The sequence below is a fragment of the Peribacillus sp. RS7 genome (assembly GCF_041956845.1).
Classification (GTDB): Bacteria; Bacillota; Bacilli; order Bacillales; family DSM-1321; genus Peribacillus.
In genome coordinates, this window is sequence record NZ_CP168135.1 from 5,553,096 (window position 1) to 5,570,267 (window position 17,172).

The window sequence follows — 17,172 nt, forward strand, 5'->3', positions numbered from 1 at the left end:
TTCCGACTGTACAATAAAAGGCCTTCCCGATCATCGGGAAGGCCTTGAAATGATCGGATACCGCTACCGGTCTCAGTTGATTTCTGCAAGATGTTCAGTACGGTTTAAGAACTCCTTGACACGATCCACATATTCCTGTTTATCATAGCCGTTATATAAAGCGCTGGCCATACGGACCGGATCCCCAAAAAAGAATCTTTCGTACAGTGTTTGCCTGGTTCCAAATGAACTCATGCATACATCCCATGCGAGGCGATACAATTTAACCCTGTCATAGGCTCCACCATTAGCGGCCTGAAGATATTTATCCAAATCCGGTCGAAGCTCCGAATTGAAATCGGCTTCATTAGGTATCGCCATTAAGCCACTAGCACCAAGAAGCTGCATTATTTCACTGAATCTAGGGTAAATCTTCGGATAATAATTACGGGCTATGTTTAACGGTGTGAAATCAGGTGTCATCATTCCCCACTTATCCACTTTCGCGTTTGCTTCCGAAGCTGTAATGAAAGCTTTTACCGTTTCAAGGGCTATGATGACTTCCGAAATTTTCTCCTGAACATGCTGGTATTGCCCTATATTGATGGTCTCCACCATTAGTTGCAAAATCCCTAGAACGAACTCGGTTTTGACGATATTCTTCGATACTACCTGATGGGTCATATGAACAACCGCATTGCTTTCATTATAAGCCTGGTTGCAAATGCCGACATCCCCATATGCAAATACCCGATTCCAAGGAACAACTACATCATCAAAAACGATAATCGAATCCATTTCCTCAAATCGTGAACCAAGTGGATGGTCGAAATGTGATTTTCCATAGTCAAATGATTCACGACAGATGAATTTTAACCCCGGTGTATTATTTGGTATGGAGAATGCGAATGCATAAGGGTTTTCTTCTTCAGATGGTTTAAGCAATGTTGAAGGGAAAACCATGATTTCATCCGTAATTCCTCCTTGTGTAGCTAATAACCTGGCTCCCTTTATAATAAGCCCTTCCGAATTCTTGCCGGCAATCCGGGCAGCGATGTAAGGGTCCGGAAGCTTTGCCGCACTAACTCCCCTATTTACCTGTGGTTGAATCAGGGTATGTGTCAACGACAAATCCTTTTCCCGGCAGAGCTCATAGTAATCTTTCATATTTTTCGCAAATGCCGAATCCTGGTTGCCGAACATATCCGCCGCAGAACCGTACGCCATCATCCCACTGTTGATATAATCAGGGGAACGTCCCATCATTCCATTATTATGTCTTGCCCATTCTTGAATCATTTTCCTCCTTTTTTCAAGGTCTTCCTTAGTACGGGGCTGCATGAATGAGGTTCCTACTCTTTCATTGGAAGTTGGTGAAATATAAGTCATGATGTCTTCTTTCCCAGAATCATGTTGGAGGTCATATAATTCCGCCTGTGTTTTCATGACCCCTTTAAAAGCTGGATGTTCACTGATCTTATCCTCTACTTGCTCCCCATTGATCCATACATTCGCCTTTGCTTTGTCTACCCTATTAATATATTCTTTACCCGTTTTTGCCGGCATGATTGTATCCCCCTTCAGCATCAATAAACGAAGCGCTTACAAATGAATAATTTCAAAAGTTCAATTAATTAATAGAATTGCAGTTAAGTGTGTGCTGAACATGAATGATATCCAAATCCATCTACAAGAAATTTTCCATTAAAAATTTCAGTAAGCAGTTCTTCCATAATATAGCGGTTTTCCATTTTATATTCACCAGTTCATTTTTTCCCTTAACCGGTAAACAGTTGGTATGATCGGATGAATTGTTTGTCACGGAAACGTGAACACATGCATAGTCACTCCAAAATCAGAGTCAACGTTAGCTTTGACGAGACGCTCATTCATTCACCCTATATCCGCGCTGCAATCAGATGATGAATTCAGGCTTGCTTTTTTCCAGGATCGGTTCTTCAAGAGTAACTTCTTCACCTGATATAATATCAAGAACAGCGGAAGCCTCATCAAACCATGAATCCGGAGCTTTGGCTCCCCAGAATGTCTGACGCCTTGGATCATTCAAATCCCAATGGATTGGTTCTGTATCTGGGTCGGACGTTAAGTAATCCCCATTGTATAATTCGATCCTATGACCGTCCGGGTCTCTTAAATATAGGAAGAATGCATTGGATAGGCCATGTCTTCCGGGGCCGCGTTCGATGGACTGTGCATATCCGAGTGATGCCAGCACATCACATGCATGGATAAGTGCAAGGGGATCTGGCAGAAAGAAGCCTACATGATGAAGTCTTGGACCGATTCCGTTCATGAATGCCTGGTCATGGACCGTTTGTTTTCTATGTAGCCATGTCGCCCATAATTGACCTGACTCATCAACAGTATCTTCCGAACAGGCAAAACCTAATTCCTTCACATAAAAATCATGGGCTTTTTGCACATTTGTTACACTACAATTCACATGATCGATCCTTTGGACCCTTGAACCCCTATGCAAATCGAATCGTTGCAGCAATCTCTCGGCTTTATCCATTTTGCTGAAAAATTCCACTGGCAATCCGGAAATATCCTGAACTCGAAGCGATTTGCCTAATGCATGCTGTGTTCCTTCTTTCATCCACTTCATTTTCATCCCCTTTGAAAGGAAAAAAGATTCCAATTCTTTAAGGTCTTCCTCTTTTTCAACTTTGTATCCTATCGCTTCAACGCTTGGCTTTTTTGCCTTTTTCAAGATAAGCGAGTGATGATGCGCTTCCTCTAAACCACGTAAATAAATGTGTTCATTTGTTCTTTCCGTTTCAACAAAACCTAAAGCATCCACATAAAAGGCCCTTGATTTATCTAAATCTGTTACATTAAGTATCGTTCTCGCAACACGAATAATAGAAAAATTCATAGTATTCTCCCCTTCTTTTGAAATCCGAATTATTTTTCAGCAGAAGAAACGGCATTTCGTTTCGAATCCCCGAATTTTGGAATATGGTGTTCTCCAATCGCCACGTGGATAACTTGTGTTTCTGTATAAAATTCAAAGCTATAATGGCCACCTTCACGTCCAACCCCACTATATTTCGATCCTCCAAATGGTATCCGTAAATCTCTTACATTTTGAGAATTCACCCAGACCATCCCACTATCGACAGCTTGAGCAAATCTATGTCCTCGTTTCATATCATTGGTCCATACATAAGCAGCAAGCCCATACTTTACATCGTTGGCCATTTTCAGTACTTCCTTTTCCGTCTTGAAAGGAATGACTGCCATGACAGGTCCAAAAATTTCTTCCTGTGCTACCGTCATATCATTTGTACAGTTCAAGAGAAGCGTCGGGGCGATAAAATTCCCTTCTTTAAATTCACCCGGTATGACACCGCTTACAATTTCTGCCCCTTCATCTTTTGCTATATCCAGATAACGGGAGACATTATCAAAATGATTCCGATGGATCAGCGGTCCAATTTCCGTTCCTGCTTCCATTGGATTTCCAATTTTGATATTATGAACACGTTCCTTCAATTCTGCAACGAACTGGTCTATTATCGATTCATGGACAAATAACCTGGAATTAGCCGTGCAGCGCTCCCCATTGAATGAATAGATTCCCCAAACCACTGAATCCATGGCCTTTTCCAGATCGGCATCTTCAAAAATGATAGCTGGTGATTTACCTCCGAGTTCCATGGAAAAACGTTTCATTGTATCCGCACCATTTTTAATGATTTCAGCGCCAGTAGTCGTTTCTCCGGTAAAGGATATCAATTGGACATCAGGATGGGCGACCAAGGAAGCTCCTGCTGTCTCCCCAAAACCGTGAACGATATTGAATACGCCTTTTGGCAAACCGGATTGGTCCACGATTTGAGCCAATTTATTAGCTGTCAACGGAGACCATTCCGCCGGTTTAAGGACACATGTATTACCTGTAGCCAGAGCCGGGGCGATCTTCCAGGTTTCTAACATGAAAGGCGCATTCCAAGGAGTGATCAACCCCGCCACTCCTATCGGTTTATGAATCGTATAATTAATGAAAGTGTCATCCACTTGATACGATTCTCCTATAAGCCTGCTTTTCACCATTTCAGAATAAAAACGGAAATTCTCCGCTCCCCTTGCAGCCTGTTTTTTTGTCTGGCTAATCGGCAACCCTGTATCAAGTGATTCCAAGTAGGAAATTTCTTCGGCATTTTCTTCAATTAAATCAGCAATCCTATTAATGTATTTCAATCTTTCTTCCACTTTCATCTTTCTCCATGGACCGTTATCGAATGCATCTTTTGCAGCAGCTACCGCTAGATCAATGTCCTGTTTAAACCCTTCTGCCACAATATTGATTACTTGATTATTAAAAGGGCTAAGATTTTCAAATGTTTTCCCTGAGGTACCATCAACAAATTGACCATTGATGTAATGTTGGACATCTTGCACGGGATAAGTTGGCATGATAAATCCTCCTTAATAATTAATTCGGGAAGAAGCCAAAAATAGTATGAAATTCTGCTACCTTCCCAATCTACCAATTATGAGCCGATCACTTGGTCAATAAGTCCGTATGATTGAAGGGTTTCACGCAGTTCCTTTTCTAATGGTTCCGAAGGCGGGCCCATAGGCGGCCTTAATGCAGGATTGATTTTTCCCATCATCCCCATCGCTGCTTTTAAAGGTCCTGGATTTGTTTCTTTAAACAAAACATCATTCAATGGCATTAATTTATAATGGAGGTCCAGAGCCTTATTCACATCACCTTCCACCCAATGGTTATAAATTTCCGCCACTTCTTTAGGAGTGATATTGGCTGTAGCACTTATATGTCCAGCTCCTCCTATAGCCAGCATTGGATAGCATAATAATTCTATGCCTGAATATAAGAGAAAATCCCTTCCACAATTCAATAAGACACGGTTCACATGTTCGAAATCCTTATTAGATTCCTTTACACCAATAATATTTTTACAATCTTCAGCAAGGCGTGCCAATGTCTTCACTTCTAAATTCGTCGCCGTTCTTCCAGGAATGTTATAAACGATAAGCGGGATGTCAACAGAATCAGCTACTGTCTTAAAATGATTGTAAAGTGCCTGTTGATTGGGCTTATTGTAATATGGAACGATCACTAAAGCAGCATCCGCCCCCATTTCCTGTGCCCTTTTTGTCAAATGCAACGTTTCTTTCTGATTAGCAGATCCAGTACCAGGAGCGACTGGAACACGGGAATTTGCTGTTTTAATGGCCGTTTCCATCACTAATTCCCGCTCCTCAATCGTTAGAGAACTGGGCTCGCCTGTAGTCCCGCATACCGAGATTCCATGGGAACCGCTTTCAATATGCCAGTTTACCAGATTTTCAATTGCTTTTACATCCACTTCCATCTTGTCATCAAACGGAGTGATTACAGGAGCGATGGATCCTCTTAAACGGCTTTTGATTTCTTCGTACATTTTTCCTACCACCTTTTCATTATTTGAATATTCGGAATAATATAAGTGAAAAAATCGGCCTTGCTTTTATAAATAATCGATCGACTATTATAAAACAAAGCCTTGATCATCAAAGTGCCTGATCGTGATTAGTTTCCGACCTCTGCTTGAATGTACTTATGGCATTCAGTTTATGCTTTCTCACCAATGATTCAATATCTTCAAAAGACGCTTTTTCCTTTAAAAGCTTTATGATGCTTTCATGTTCAAGAATGGATTGGACTGCGCGTTGCGGCACCATGGTGAACATTGACTTTCTGACTCTATTCATTCTTTGTTGCGCCTGTTTAATTTCCTCAATTAAAAAGGAATTTCCGCATCTTTCATAAATTTCAGCATGAAAACACTCGTTTAACTTACCAAACAGCTCTAATTCAAAGTTATGGAGCGCTTTTTCCATTTCTTTGTTTAATTTAATTAGATTTTCAAAATCATGATCATTCATCGTTAAAGAACTGAGTGCGGCTGCATAGCCTTCAAGCAAAGATAAAACAGAAAGAGTTTCAATGTATTCGCTCTCATTTATGCTTGTAACCACAGCTCCACTATAAGGCTTATATTGAATAAGGCCGTCAGATTCAAGTTGTCTGATTGCTTCCCTGACAGGAATCGGACTTAAACTAAGTTCTTTTGCCGTTTGATCGATAATGATCCGCTGTCCAGAACCGTATGTTCCATCCAAAATTAATTTACGAAGGTGTTCATAAGCAATTTGCTTTTTGTTGGGGTTTTTGTTTTTATCTTCCATATTTTCATCATATATGAAATCATATATGATTGCAATCGGTTTTCATTAAAAATCATATATGATTTTCCTTTTTCCTTTGCAAGCTTGATTTGCATTATATAATGTTCAGTTACCTATGAAAGGTTTGATGTGATAAAAACTCCCTTTAAAAGGGAGGGGTATTAATTCCACTAAAAAAAACCTGCAGCCCCTGTTGTAGCCAGGTAGTCTGCAGGTTTTTAAAAAAATTATGCCATTTTTGATGTAACGAATGAATGGATTCTTTCAACGGCTGCTTCAAGCAATTCCAATGAAGTTGCATAAGAGAGTCTGATGTTATCAGGTGCACCAAATCCTGAACCTGGAATAACAGCCACTTGTGCTTCCTCCAGCAATGCAGTCGTAAACTCTTCGACATTGCTGTAACCCGCTAATTCAACTGCACGTTTAACGTTCGGGAATAAGTAAAATGCCCCTTGTGGTTTAATGCAGCTAATGCCCGGAATCTCAACCAATTTATCATATATCTTATTCAAACGGCCTTCAAATGCCTGACGCATTTCTTCCACAGGCTCCTGCGAACCTTCATAAGCAGCAATTGCTCCATATTGAGCGGTTGTCGTAGGGTTGGATGTGCTATGGCTAGCAAGGTTCGTCATTGCCTTAATGATGGACTCTTCACCGACTGCATAACCAATTCTCCAGCCAGTCATCGAATGGGATTTAGATACACCATTGATGATGATCGTTTGCTTTTTCAATTCCGGTGAAATCTCTGCAATGGATGTATGTTCAGCATTTCCATAAACCAACTTTTCGTAAATCTCGTCGGAAACGATCAAGATATCATGAGCTAGGCAAACTTCCCCGATAGCCGCTAGTTCTTCCCTGGAATAAAGCATGCCCGTTGGATTGCTTGGCGAGTTGATGATAACAGCTTTGGTTTTTTCGGTAATCGCTTGTTCTAATTGTTCCTTAGTGATTTTATATTGGTTTTCTTCCGTTCCGACAACATAAACTGGCTTTCCGTCAGCAAGCTTGATTTGCTCAGGATAACTTACCCAATACGGTATCGGAACAATCACTTCATCTTCTTCATCCAGGATGGCTTGAAACAATGTGTAAAGTGCGTGCTTTGCACCAGAGCCAACTAAAATTTCAGAAGGTTTGTATTCCAGGCCTTGATCACGCTTCAATTTAGCTGCAATTGCTTCTTTTAGCTTCGGCAGACCAGCGGATGGGGTGTATTTTGTTTGACCTTCATTCATGGATTGAACGGCTGCATCTATAATATGTTGGGGCGTATTATAGTCTGGTTCACCTGCCCCCAAACCAATTATATCAAGACCTTGGGCCTTAAGTTCCTTTGCTTTTGCCGTGATGGCCAATGTTGTTGATGGGGTTAATGACTGAACCCGGTTCGCTAATTTCATTGTAAATTAATCCTCCATTCTAAATGCTTCGATAATACTTAAGCCATTCCCCAGTTTTAAAATCGTAATAATCATAGTTAAAACGCTCTGATTTATCAAGATAAGTTACTTCCCAAAGCGGAACGTTCTTTTCCATGCCTAGCTTAACTGAAATGATTTTTTGGGGATTGAGCTTTTCATTGACAATACTTAAGATTTCTTTTTTTGATTTACCATCTTTATAGTTTTCCACTACTATTTCTTTCTTCTTGTCCTCAGGAAGCCAGACTATTTTTTTAGTCCCTTTTTCTCCCTTACCAATGATGACAGAGTATGAATCCTGCCCATTATAAAGGTAGAAATCTTCCATAGTCACAAGGCCGCCCTCTTCCTTCGCCTTTTTAAAAGCCTCATCACCAGCTTCTTTTTTAGGCTGCAACGCTTTAATATATGCCCCGCTGACAAATCCGATAAAACAAAGGACCAGGATAGAAGCAATAATCAACCATTTTTTCAAAGCTGCTTTTCCCTCTTTCTATGTACGATAAATTGTAAATATCGCTTTTTCTTGATCTTCGGAATCCAATGCCAGACCGAACATTAAATCATCTTTTTTCAATGTTCGGTTCAAAGAATCCACAATTTTATACAGATCAGGAGAATGTTGCAACCTGACTGTTGAAATTACTTCAATTTTACTTTCCATGAAAACGCCCCTCCATTTTTAAATATTGTCAACAACCACTGGTATGAAAAGGATTTGAAGGCTTTACCACCTTTCACATTATACCAGTTCATAAGTTATTTTTCTTTATAAATTGATAAAAATTCAATTGGATTAATGAATAATCTAAAGATTCTTTATATCCACTCTTCTATCATATCAGCCATTTCTATTATTGAGGCTTGATGCCAGTCGACTGCCGGAATGGCCTTTTGAAATTCGGGACCATATTTGGCAGTGACGATGCGGCGATCAAGAATAACCAAAATCCCTTTATCTTCTGGAGTTCGTATAAGCCTGCCGAATCCTTGTCGGAACCTTAACAGGGCTTCAGGTAAAGAATACGCAGAAAAAGCATTACGCCCTTGCTTTTCGAGAAGTTGGCATTTTGCAGCTGTCACTGGTTCATCCGGAGGAGAAAAAGGCAGCCTGACAATGATTAAACAAGATAAATCCTCGCCTGGTATATCGACGCCTTCCCAAAGGCTGGTTGTCCCAAAAAGGACGGCTTTTTCGAAATTTTGGAAATTCCTGAGCAGCCTCATACGGCTTCCACCAGAAATCCCTTGTGCAAACAGGGTGAACTCATCCAGGACACCAGTGTCTTTAATGGAATGATACGTTGCCCGCAGCATCTCATGGGAGGTGAACAATACCATCATCCTGCCTTTAGCTGCCTGAGCGGCGGCAATAATATGGTTTGCTGCGGTTTCCGAGAATTCCTCCACCGTTAAGCAATTGATATCCGGTATATCATTTGGAACCAGAACCTTTACGAGTTCCTTATAAGGAAAGGGCGAAGGAAAACTCGCTGTCTGAATAAGCTCATTCTCTAAACCGAGTTGTTCTTTAAAATAATTAAAAGAATCCTTCACCACAAGGGTTGCTGATGTCATGATGACACTTTTTTGGCGCCCGAAATAGGAATCCCATAACCATTTACTTCCTGAAATCGGCTGAACCGTAAGAGTCACCCCGTGCTGAGGTGCTGAATTCGTATAATCAAGCCAATAAATATTTTCTTCATGAGGCTTAATGAAAAATTCATGTAGGGAGTCCCTGGTATCCTGCAAATGCCCAAGCAGCACTTCAATATCATTTAAGTAAAATAATGAATTTTTACCCAAGGGGGACTCTTTATTCAATAAAAGCGCCAATCTTTTCTCTAATTCCGTGATGATATAACCTAACAAGTCAACCAATCGCTCAGCCACCAGGATCGCTTTACCCCATCTGCCATCATCTATTTTGAATGAAAGCCGTTTCGGACTCATGGAACGGGAAAGTTTTTCCGCCTGACTGGAGATGTAATAAAAAAGCTGTTCGAATTCATAGGAAAAGTCACTAAGCTTTTGATCTAATTCATGCGAAGACTTCCCATCCGTCAGTCCATTATTTAAGAGTAACCTGTCCAATTTGTACAATAATTGCTTTTGATCTGATGTCCCTAGTCTATTCAAAACCGTCTTCACCGAAATATAATTAAGCCTGCTCCCAAGCTGTTTAGATGCAGCCTGTTCCAAATGGTGTGCTTCATCGAGTATCAGATACCCTTTCTTGGGAATCAAAGCGTCTTCTGTAAGTAGATCCGTCATTAAAAATGAGTGATTAGTGATGATGATATCCGCCTTGGTCGCCGTTTTTTTTGCCCTTTCAAAAAAATCCAATTCTAGCCAGGGCTGTTTTAAACCGGCGTATGTAAGACCATCACTTTGCAGCCTATTCCAAAACAGTTGACCGCCGCTTGTGAGATTCAATTCATCTTTATCGCCTGTTACGGTTTCAGTAAGCCAAACCAATATCTGCATTTTAGTTAATGCCGTTTCATAATTATCTTCCTTTTCACGCAATGCCCTTTCGAACTTTGCCAAGCTCAAATAATTACTTCTTCCCTTTAACAAAACAGCTTGAAAGGTAAAAGGAAGGATTGACTTAAGCTTAGGGACTTCGTTTTGGAGAAGTTGATCCTGTAGCTGAAGCGTATACGTCGAAATGACGACCGGTTTTTGATGTTTTCTTGCAAAATAAACGGCTGGAAGCAGGTAGCCTATGGATTTTCCAATACCTGTCCCAGCTTCAATGATTGCATCTTGGCTGGATTCGAAGGAATGGTGAATCATGTTCATCATATCAAGCTGACCGCTTCTTGCTTCAAAAGCAGGGAATGCACTTTGAAGCATGGAGATTTTTTCCTCATCATCGAGCGGGAATTCTGACTCCGTGTCTTTATGGTCACTCTCTTCTTCGGCCTTTTTAAATGCAAGGCCCCTATAAGTTATAAGATCTGGTGAATGGACTTCTGCTTTAGCAAGTTTGCTTGCTATGCAAGCATCTATCAATTCGGAAATCTCACTTTGTAAGGAATAAGATAATCGATATAATTGTTTAAGCGTCATCACCGGAAGATTCATCAGCTTTTTTTTCAATTCCAATAATAATAGAGCGGTGGCATATGCATCACTATCCGCTTGATGGGGCCTGGAATGATCTAGGTTTTCTTCTTTAGCCAGCTGGTGCAGCTTATATCCATCGGATGTTGGCTTTAATATTTTCGCTAATTCTACTGTATCAAGGGTGGAACCATAAAACGGCTCAAACCCACAGCGTACTAGTTCTTCCTGTAAAAAAGATAAGTCAAATAAAACATTATGGGCAACAAAACAAGCCCCTTCTATCAGCCGGGCAATATTTTCTGCGACATCTTCAAAGTCAGGTGCATTTTTTACCGTCTCGTTGCTTATTCCGGTCAATTCTTCAATAAACAAGGAAATTTCCTGTCCAGGGTGGATGAATGTCGAGTATTCATCAACAATTTGGTCATTTTCGATGACCACGCCAGCAAATTGAATAATTCTATCCCCTTTTTTCGGAGAATTCCCTGTTGTTTCCAAATCGACCACTACATATCGTTGCATCATGAATTGTACACCTCAAACTTCGCTTTCTCCACTTCCTGATGGAATTCTCTTATCTTTTTTATACCATAATAATCGTAATAAAGGAAACAAGCCGTTCATCATACCTATTCTAAAACCCGTTCCACCATTCATCATCCGCCGAAAAGGGCCGGCACCCGTGCATGATTCTGCACAAGTGCCGGCCCTCCGCTTACATGATTGTAGCTGCAGGTTCTTTTGAAATCAGTTCAATGATTTTGTTATTTTCATCCATGATCGCAACTTTTGGTTGGTGATCTCCCAGTTTATCCTCGGCAACCATCACGTAAGAAATGATTATCACGATATCATCCGGCTGCACCAGTCTTGCTGCCGCTCCGTTCAAACACACGACACCGCTCCCCCGTTCACCCGCAATCACATACGTTTCAAGTCGAGCACCATTATTATTATTCACGATGGTGACTTTTTCATTAGGCAGAATACCCACCGCATCGATTATGTCTTCATCAATTGTAATACTGCCAACATAGTTCAAATTAGCTTCAGTTACCCGTGCACGGTGGATTTTTCCATTCATCATCGTTCGAAACATCACATTTCCCCCTGATCTTCATGAATTATTCTACATTTAAAGTAATATTATCTATTAGCCTTGCATGCTTGAACTTAACGGCGATTGCAATGATGACGTTTCCAGAAAGCATTTCAATTGGTTTAAGTTCCGGATATTGATAGATTTCAATATAGTCGATCACCCCATTTGTATGGGCACCAATATGTTCACTTACCAGAGCCGTGACGGTTGCAGTATTTCTTTCACCTGATATAATCGCATCTTTGGCCTTTAATAAACTTTGGTACAGCTCTTTAGCTTCCATTCGTTCCTGATCTAATAGGTTAACATTTCGCGAGCTCTTCGCTAACCCATCTTCTTCTCGTACGGTATCTACAGCTACAAGCTGGATCGGGAAATTAAAGTCTTTGATCAATCCATCTATCACAGCGACTTGCTGGGCATCCTTCTTCCCGAAGTAAGCTCTATCAGGAAGGATGATATTGAAGAATTTCGTCAAGACCGTAGCTACACCATCAAAGTGTCCAGGCCTTTGTCTCCCGCATAAACAATCCGTCCTGCTTTGGACAACAACTTTGACTGATGGTTCTTCACCGTACATTTCGTGGACTGTTGGATAGAAGAGATAATCCACTCCGGCATTGGCTGCGACATTTTCATCCCGTTCCAAATCCCGTGGATATGTTTCAAAATCCTCATTTGGTCCAAATTGCAACGGATTAACAAATATACTCAATACCACAATATCATTTTCTTTGCGAGCCTTTTCCATTAGGGTTGCATGCCCCTCATGTAAAAAGCCCATTGTCGCTACATAGCCAATGCTTTGGTGATTGCTTTTTTCCTCCCGGAGCGCCTTTTGCAAATCTGCTGCTGATGTAAAAGTTTTCATCTTTTCCCTCCGTAAAGTTCTGTAAGCTGCTCTTCCTTCATCGTAAATGTATGTTCTTTCGACGGAAAATCTTTAGATTTCACTTCATTGACATACCTTGTTATCGATTGGCCAATCAGTTCATTCGCATCTCCATAAACTTTTACGAATTTTGCAACCCGATCTACCCCATACTTGATGACATCATGATAAACGAGGACTTGACCATCCGTGTCTGCACCTGCCCCAATTCCAATGGTAGGAATCCCCAGGTTCCTTGTGACGAGTTCCCCCACTTGATATGGTACACATTCAAACACTACTGCCATCGCACCTGCCGCCTCACACTTTTTCGCATCTTCCACAAGCTGTGCTGCAGCTTCGGCGTCTTTTCCTTGCACTTTATATCCGCCCAGAACGCCGACTGATTGAGGAGTCAAGCCAAGATGGGCTACAACCGGGATGCCCGCCTTCGTCAATGCTGATATTTTATATACAACATCGCCTGCTCCCTCAAGCTTTATGGCATCCGCATGACCTTCCTGCATGATACGGGCTGCATTCTTAAGTGTTTCATCCATGGATAGGTGATAGCTCATAAAGGGCATATCAGTCACGACAAATGTATTTGGGGCCCCGCGTTTTACTGCTTTTGTATGATGGATCATGTCATTCACCGTAACAGGGATCGTAGAGTCATAACCCAAAACGACCATTCCTAAAGAATCACCGACTAAAATCATGTCTACACCTGATTGTTCGGCTAACTTTGCCGACGGATAATCATAAGCCGTAAGCATGACAATTTTCTCTTGATTTTGTTTCATTTTCAAAAAATCTCCGGACAATTTCATTACGTTTCCTCCTTATAGTTGGAGGAGATGAAAACATCAGAGTAAACTGGTGTCTATACATTCATACGCAAAAAAAGACTGACTAAAAAAGTATCTGTTTAGCTAAGAAAAATGGCTTAAAAAGCCAGATTTCGTTCAATAAACAGCACTTGTCATTTTAGTCAATCCCTTTGTTCCATCAGAAGTTTCATCCCTCCGTCCCAGTCCAAACTCTGGATCAAGGCAGATTTTCAAATAATTTGGTATTTATGGGGGTGCAGTTCACATGAGATACTGCCCACTTGCATTATATCAAGCCAAATTCAATAATTCTATTTATTTTTCGCGGATTTGACAAAAATCTACTGAATTTCAATATCTGCAGAATAAATCGAATGTACTTTTCCTTTTCCGTCTTCAAGTAGTAAAACACCGGAATCCGTTATGCCCAATGCTTTTCCGACAATCGTGTCATTGACGGTACTGGCTTTGATAACCTGTCCAAGGCTGATCGCATAACTCTCCCATAGGTCCTTTATTGGCATGAAGCCTTGTTCTAAATAGAGTTCGTACAAGTTTTCCAGACGAAACAATGCTCGTTGAATGACCTTGGACCTTGAAACCGTCCCTCCACTTTCTATGAGAAGGGAAGACGCTTTTTCCTGCAGTTCTTCAGGAAAATCCTCCAATTGCTGGTTGATATTCATTCCAATTCCGATAATGACAGAATGGATTCTATCTGACTCCGCCTGCATCTCCGTCAGGATGCCCACCACTTTCTTGCGATTCACCAAAATATCATTCGGCCACTTTATTTGTGGCTTCAAATCAGTGGTATCCTCTATAGCCTGAGCCACGGCGACCGCGGCCAATAATGTAAGTTGTGGAGCCTCATGAATCGGGATTTTCGGTCTTAGTATGAGACTCATCCATATGCCGCTGAATTTTGGGGAATGCCAAGATCTCATCAATCTTCCTTTTCCGGATAATTGTTCCTCGGCAACGACGAGGGTCCCCTCCTGAACACCTTCATTTGCTAGTTGATGCGCAATTTTTTGAGTGGATTCCACAGTTTCCTTATAGTGGATCATTTTGCCGATCGTTTTTGTTTCCAAGCCAAGTTGTATTTCACTTTCTGACACTTTTTCCGGCGCTGATATGATCCGGTAGCCTTTTTTCCTAACGGCTTCAACATTATAACCTTCACTGCGCAGGTCTTCTATATGCTTCCATACTGCCGTACGCGAACAACCAATATATTCTGCAATTTCCTGACCGGATATAAATGCACCATCCGCTTTTGAGAGGGCTTCCATCAACTTTGTTCTTAACTCAGATTGCATTTCTCCAGCCACCTCTTTATTTCTTCTTTATCATTTCTTAATTCTTCATTCAAGACAGCTTTCAATATTTTTTCCAAGTATTCTTTCACCCATGGACCTGGTTTCTCTTGTTGCCAATTCAATAAATCCGTCCCCGTTACGGCAAGATCCGACATATGTTTAATAATGAGTTCATTGTAGCGTAGATGTGCATTCTCCTCTGCACGCGATACATTTCCCCCAGTCAGTGCTGCCCTGACTTTAGCAGCTTGTACAGTTACGCCATGACCTGCCTGAAATACATCGATAGCTGAATTTTCAAAAGAGGGTTCTTTCTTTACTAGCTGTATGATACGTTGAACGTTTCTTATCGTTTTCAATGGCAGCTTCCATGCCCTTAATGCCTCTTCCATTTCCCGATCACTTGTATGAACCATGATTACTGACCATATTTCTGCCGCTTCAAGTTGATGAAGCGGAAGATTTAGTAATTTACTTAAATGCTCCTTCTTACTGGAGAATTGAGGCAGGTATCGATATAATCCGCTTTCTAGCAAGAGTGAGAGAGCCCTTAACTTATTGGATCCGGCCAATAACTTTTCAAATTCAACCAGGATTCTTTCGACAGCGATTTCACTTATGATCTGGGCGTTTTCTTTAAGGGAATCAAAGGTTTCTTGATCCAGTTCAAAATCAAGTTGACTGACGAACCTTAATGCACGCATCATTCTCAAAGCATCCTCATGAAACCTTTCATGCGGGTTGCCAACCGTGATGATCCTTTTTTCAGTCAAATCACGCTTTCCATTAAATGGATCGATAATGTTTCCGGACTTATCCATGGCCATTGCATTCATCGTGAAATCTCTTCTCCGTAAATCCTCAGTCAAAGAACGGACAAATTGCACAGAATCCGGTCTGCGGAAGTCCGAATACCCGCTTTCCGTTCTAAACGTCGTAATTTCGTATGTACCCGAATCCGTAATTACAAGGACTGTTCCATGGTCAATCCCGATATCAGCCGTTTTAGAAAAAATCAGTTTGATTTCCTGGGGTGTTGCGGAAGTAGCAATGTCCACATCGTTGATGGGCCTGCCGAGGATATAATCCCTTACTGAACCACCAACGAAATAGGCCTCGAATCCTGCTCCTTCAATCAATTCGAGAATGGGTACTGATTTTAAGAATAACTGATCCATCAGCATCCCCTCCCTATTCCATAGATTTACTTTCAAGTGCTTGAAGGTAGATGGCTTCATACTCTGACATGATTGTAGCCGAATGAAAATTGGTATTGGCCCTTTCCAGCGCAGCCTCAGAAAAGCGTTTATGCAAAATCGGGTCGCTTAAAAGTCCAATCGCTTTTTCTGCAACCATTTTGACATCACCCAATTCACAAATATAACCAGTCTCCCCATCTACGATGACTTCAGGAATTCCCCCGATATTCGTCCCGATACAAGGAACTCCACATGCCATCGCCTCGAGAAGCACGAGTCCGAAACTCTCCTTTTCAGATAATAGGAATATCAGATCACTGATTGAATATAATTCGGCAAGGTTATCCTGCTTGCCAAGAAACAAGACCGATCCATCGATCCCAAGATCTTTAGCCAATTTCAAAACGGTTGTCACTTCCGGTCCGTCACCTACGAGCAGAAGCTTGGCAGGCATTTTCTTTTGTGTTAAATAAAACGCCTGGATGACATCTTTCACACGCTTGACCGAACGGAAATTCGAGACGTGTATGATCACTCTTTCATCTTCCCTGATTCCGTATTCATCCCTCAGGTATTCTGAATTGGATTTATGGTAATCCCTTTCATCAATAAAATTATAAACGGTTTTGATTTCCTTATCCGGTGCGATTAAATCATGCGTTTCCTGGACAAGGGAATTAGATACCCCTGTAACGACATCGGACTGCTCTATCCCGAACTTTATCAAATTGGTCAATGAGGGATCATGGCCTAATACGGTTATGTCCGTACCATGCAGTGTGGTCACGATCTTTACTTCATTACCTGACATCTGCTTTGCAAGGATCGCACAAACAGCATGTGGAATTGCATAATGAACGTGAAGGATATCTAGTTTCTCCCGTTTTACCACATCCGCTATCTTGCTGGCAAGGGCCAGGTCATATGGTGGATATTGAAAGACTGAGTAAGAGTTCACTTCAACCTGGTGATAATAAATATTACAGTACATCTTATTCAAGCGAAAAGGGAGGCTTGATGAAATGAAATGTATTTCATGTCCTTTTTCTGCAAGCATTTTACCTAATTCAGTTGCTACGACACCAGAACCCCCAACTGTAGGGTAACAGGTAATTCCAATTTTTAATTTCATA

15 protein-coding genes are annotated in these 17,172 nt (G+C 41.2%); all 15 read right to left on the reverse strand.

All coding sequences use genetic code 11. From position 1 onward, the window contains the following. Positions 1-72: 72 nt before the first annotated feature. Positions 73-1,545 carry a 4-hydroxyphenylacetate 3-monooxygenase, oxygenase component gene (gene hpaB / locus ACDZ29_RS27390; RefSeq protein WP_375089407.1) on the reverse strand — a complete coding sequence of 491 codons (1,473 nt, stop codon included), beginning with the start codon at positions 1,543-1,545 and terminating at the stop codon, positions 73-75. A gap of 349 nt (positions 1,546-1,894) precedes the next feature. After that, positions 1,895-2,878, reverse strand: a complete 984-nt coding sequence (gene hpaD / locus ACDZ29_RS27395) for a 3,4-dihydroxyphenylacetate 2,3-dioxygenase (RefSeq protein WP_289325581.1) — start codon at positions 2,876-2,878, stop codon at positions 1,895-1,897. A 29-nt stretch (positions 2,879-2,907) separates the two neighbouring features. Next, on the reverse strand, positions 2,908-4,422 hold the full coding sequence (hpaE, locus tag ACDZ29_RS27400; protein WP_289325582.1) for a 5-carboxymethyl-2-hydroxymuconate semialdehyde dehydrogenase: 1,515 nt from the start codon (positions 4,420-4,422) through the stop codon (positions 2,908-2,910). Between the two features lie 77 nt (positions 4,423-4,499). Continuing rightward, the gene (gene hpaI / locus ACDZ29_RS27405; protein ID WP_289325583.1) at positions 4,500-5,417 is read right to left on the reverse strand and encodes a 2,4-dihydroxyhept-2-ene-1,7-dioic acid aldolase; all 918 of its coding nucleotides are present in this window, start codon (positions 5,415-5,417) and stop codon (positions 4,500-4,502) included. Between the two features lie 109 nt (positions 5,418-5,526). After that, positions 5,527-6,204 (reverse strand): GntR family transcriptional regulator, encoded by a 678-nt coding sequence (locus tag ACDZ29_RS27410; RefSeq protein ID WP_375089409.1) that lies wholly within the window; start codon positions 6,202-6,204, stop codon positions 5,527-5,529. 227 nt (positions 6,205-6,431) lie between these two features. Continuing rightward, positions 6,432-7,616 carry a pyridoxal phosphate-dependent aminotransferase gene (locus ACDZ29_RS27415; RefSeq protein WP_375089410.1) on the reverse strand — a complete coding sequence of 395 codons (1,185 nt, stop codon included), beginning with the start codon at positions 7,614-7,616 and terminating at the stop codon, positions 6,432-6,434. 19 nt (positions 7,617-7,635) lie between these two features. Beyond that, positions 7,636-8,100: a DUF5590 domain-containing protein gene (locus tag ACDZ29_RS27420; protein ID WP_375089412.1), complete on the reverse strand. Its 465-nt coding sequence runs from the start codon at positions 8,098-8,100 to the stop codon at positions 7,636-7,638. A gap of 30 nt (positions 8,101-8,130) precedes the next feature. Beyond that, positions 8,131-8,301 carry a YpmA family protein gene (locus ACDZ29_RS27425; RefSeq protein WP_064505144.1) on the reverse strand — a complete coding sequence of 57 codons (171 nt, stop codon included), beginning with the start codon at positions 8,299-8,301 and terminating at the stop codon, positions 8,131-8,133. 155 nt (positions 8,302-8,456) lie between these two features. Beyond that, complete coding sequence (gene dinG / locus ACDZ29_RS27430) at positions 8,457-11,237, reverse strand: ATP-dependent DNA helicase DinG (protein ID WP_375089414.1); 2,781 nt, start codon at positions 11,235-11,237, stop codon at positions 8,457-8,459. Positions 11,238-11,427: 190 nt separating this feature from the next. After that, positions 11,428-11,811, reverse strand: coding sequence for an aspartate 1-decarboxylase (panD, locus tag ACDZ29_RS27435; protein ID WP_289315852.1), 384 nt, complete (start codon positions 11,809-11,811; stop codon positions 11,428-11,430). A 25-nt stretch (positions 11,812-11,836) separates the two neighbouring features. After that, positions 11,837-12,685, reverse strand: a complete 849-nt coding sequence (gene panC / locus ACDZ29_RS27440; RefSeq protein ID WP_375089416.1) for a pantoate--beta-alanine ligase — start codon at positions 12,683-12,685, stop codon at positions 11,837-11,839. Then, positions 12,682-13,518, reverse strand: coding sequence for a 3-methyl-2-oxobutanoate hydroxymethyltransferase (gene panB / locus ACDZ29_RS27445; protein WP_375089418.1), 837 nt, complete (start codon positions 13,516-13,518; stop codon positions 12,682-12,684). The genes panC and panB overlap by 4 nt, the downstream gene beginning before the upstream one ends. A 341-nt stretch (positions 13,519-13,859) precedes the next feature. After that, positions 13,860-14,840 carry a biotin--[acetyl-CoA-carboxylase] ligase gene (locus ACDZ29_RS27450; RefSeq protein WP_375089420.1) on the reverse strand — a complete coding sequence of 327 codons (981 nt, stop codon included), beginning with the start codon at positions 14,838-14,840 and terminating at the stop codon, positions 13,860-13,862. Next, positions 14,825-16,018 carry a CCA tRNA nucleotidyltransferase gene (locus tag ACDZ29_RS27455; RefSeq protein WP_375089422.1) on the reverse strand — a complete coding sequence of 398 codons (1,194 nt, stop codon included), beginning with the start codon at positions 16,016-16,018 and terminating at the stop codon, positions 14,825-14,827. Before ACDZ29_RS27455 ends, ACDZ29_RS27450 begins: the two co-directional genes overlap by 16 nt. Positions 16,019-16,031: 13 nt before the next feature. Next, positions 16,032-17,171, reverse strand: coding sequence for an N-acetyl-alpha-D-glucosaminyl L-malate synthase BshA (gene bshA / locus ACDZ29_RS27460; RefSeq protein ID WP_370015680.1), 1,140 nt, complete (start codon positions 17,169-17,171; stop codon positions 16,032-16,034). Between the last annotated feature and the right edge of the window lies 1 nt (position 17,172).

Excerpts from the sequence above, each read along its gene's own strand:
- hpaB (WP_375089407.1), bottom strand. The coding sequence starts at position 1,545 with ATGCCGGCAAAAACGGGTAAAGAATATATTAATAGGGTAGACAAAGCA.
- hpaD (WP_289325581.1), bottom strand. The coding sequence starts at position 2,878 with ATGAATTTTTCTATTATTCGTGTTGCGAGAACGATACTTAATGTAACA.
- hpaE (WP_289325582.1), bottom strand. The coding sequence starts at position 4,422 with ATGCCAACTTATCCCGTGCAAGATGTCCAACATTACATCAATGGTCAA.
- hpaI (WP_289325583.1), bottom strand. The coding sequence starts at position 5,417 with ATGTACGAAGAAATCAAAAGCCGTTTAAGAGGATCCATCGCTCCTGTA.
- ACDZ29_RS27410 (WP_375089409.1), bottom strand. The coding sequence starts at position 6,204 with ATGGAAGATAAAAACAAAAACCCCAACAAAAAGCAAATTGCTTATGAA.
- ACDZ29_RS27415 (WP_375089410.1), bottom strand. The coding sequence starts at position 7,616 with ATGAAATTAGCGAACCGGGTTCAGTCATTAACCCCATCAACAACATTG.
- ACDZ29_RS27425 (WP_064505144.1), bottom strand. The coding sequence starts at position 8,301 with ATGGAAAGTAAAATTGAAGTAATTTCAACAGTCAGGTTGCAACATTCT.
- dinG (WP_375089414.1), bottom strand. The coding sequence starts at position 11,237 with ATGATGCAACGATATGTAGTGGTCGATTTGGAAACAACAGGGAATTCT.
- panD (WP_289315852.1), bottom strand. The coding sequence starts at position 11,811 with ATGTTTCGAACGATGATGAATGGAAAAATCCACCGTGCACGGGTAACT.
- panC (WP_375089416.1), bottom strand. The coding sequence starts at position 12,685 with ATGAAAACTTTTACATCAGCAGCAGATTTGCAAAAGGCGCTCCGGGAG.
- panB (WP_375089418.1), bottom strand. The coding sequence starts at position 13,518 with ATGAAATTGTCCGGAGATTTTTTGAAAATGAAACAAAATCAAGAGAAA.
- ACDZ29_RS27450 (WP_375089420.1), bottom strand. The coding sequence starts at position 14,840 with ATGCAATCTGAGTTAAGAACAAAGTTGATGGAAGCCCTCTCAAAAGCG.
- ACDZ29_RS27455 (WP_375089422.1), bottom strand. The coding sequence starts at position 16,018 with ATGGATCAGTTATTCTTAAAATCAGTACCCATTCTCGAATTGATTGAA.
- bshA (WP_370015680.1), bottom strand. The coding sequence starts at position 17,171 with ATGAAATTAAAAATTGGAATTACCTGTTACCCTACAGTTGGGGGTTCT.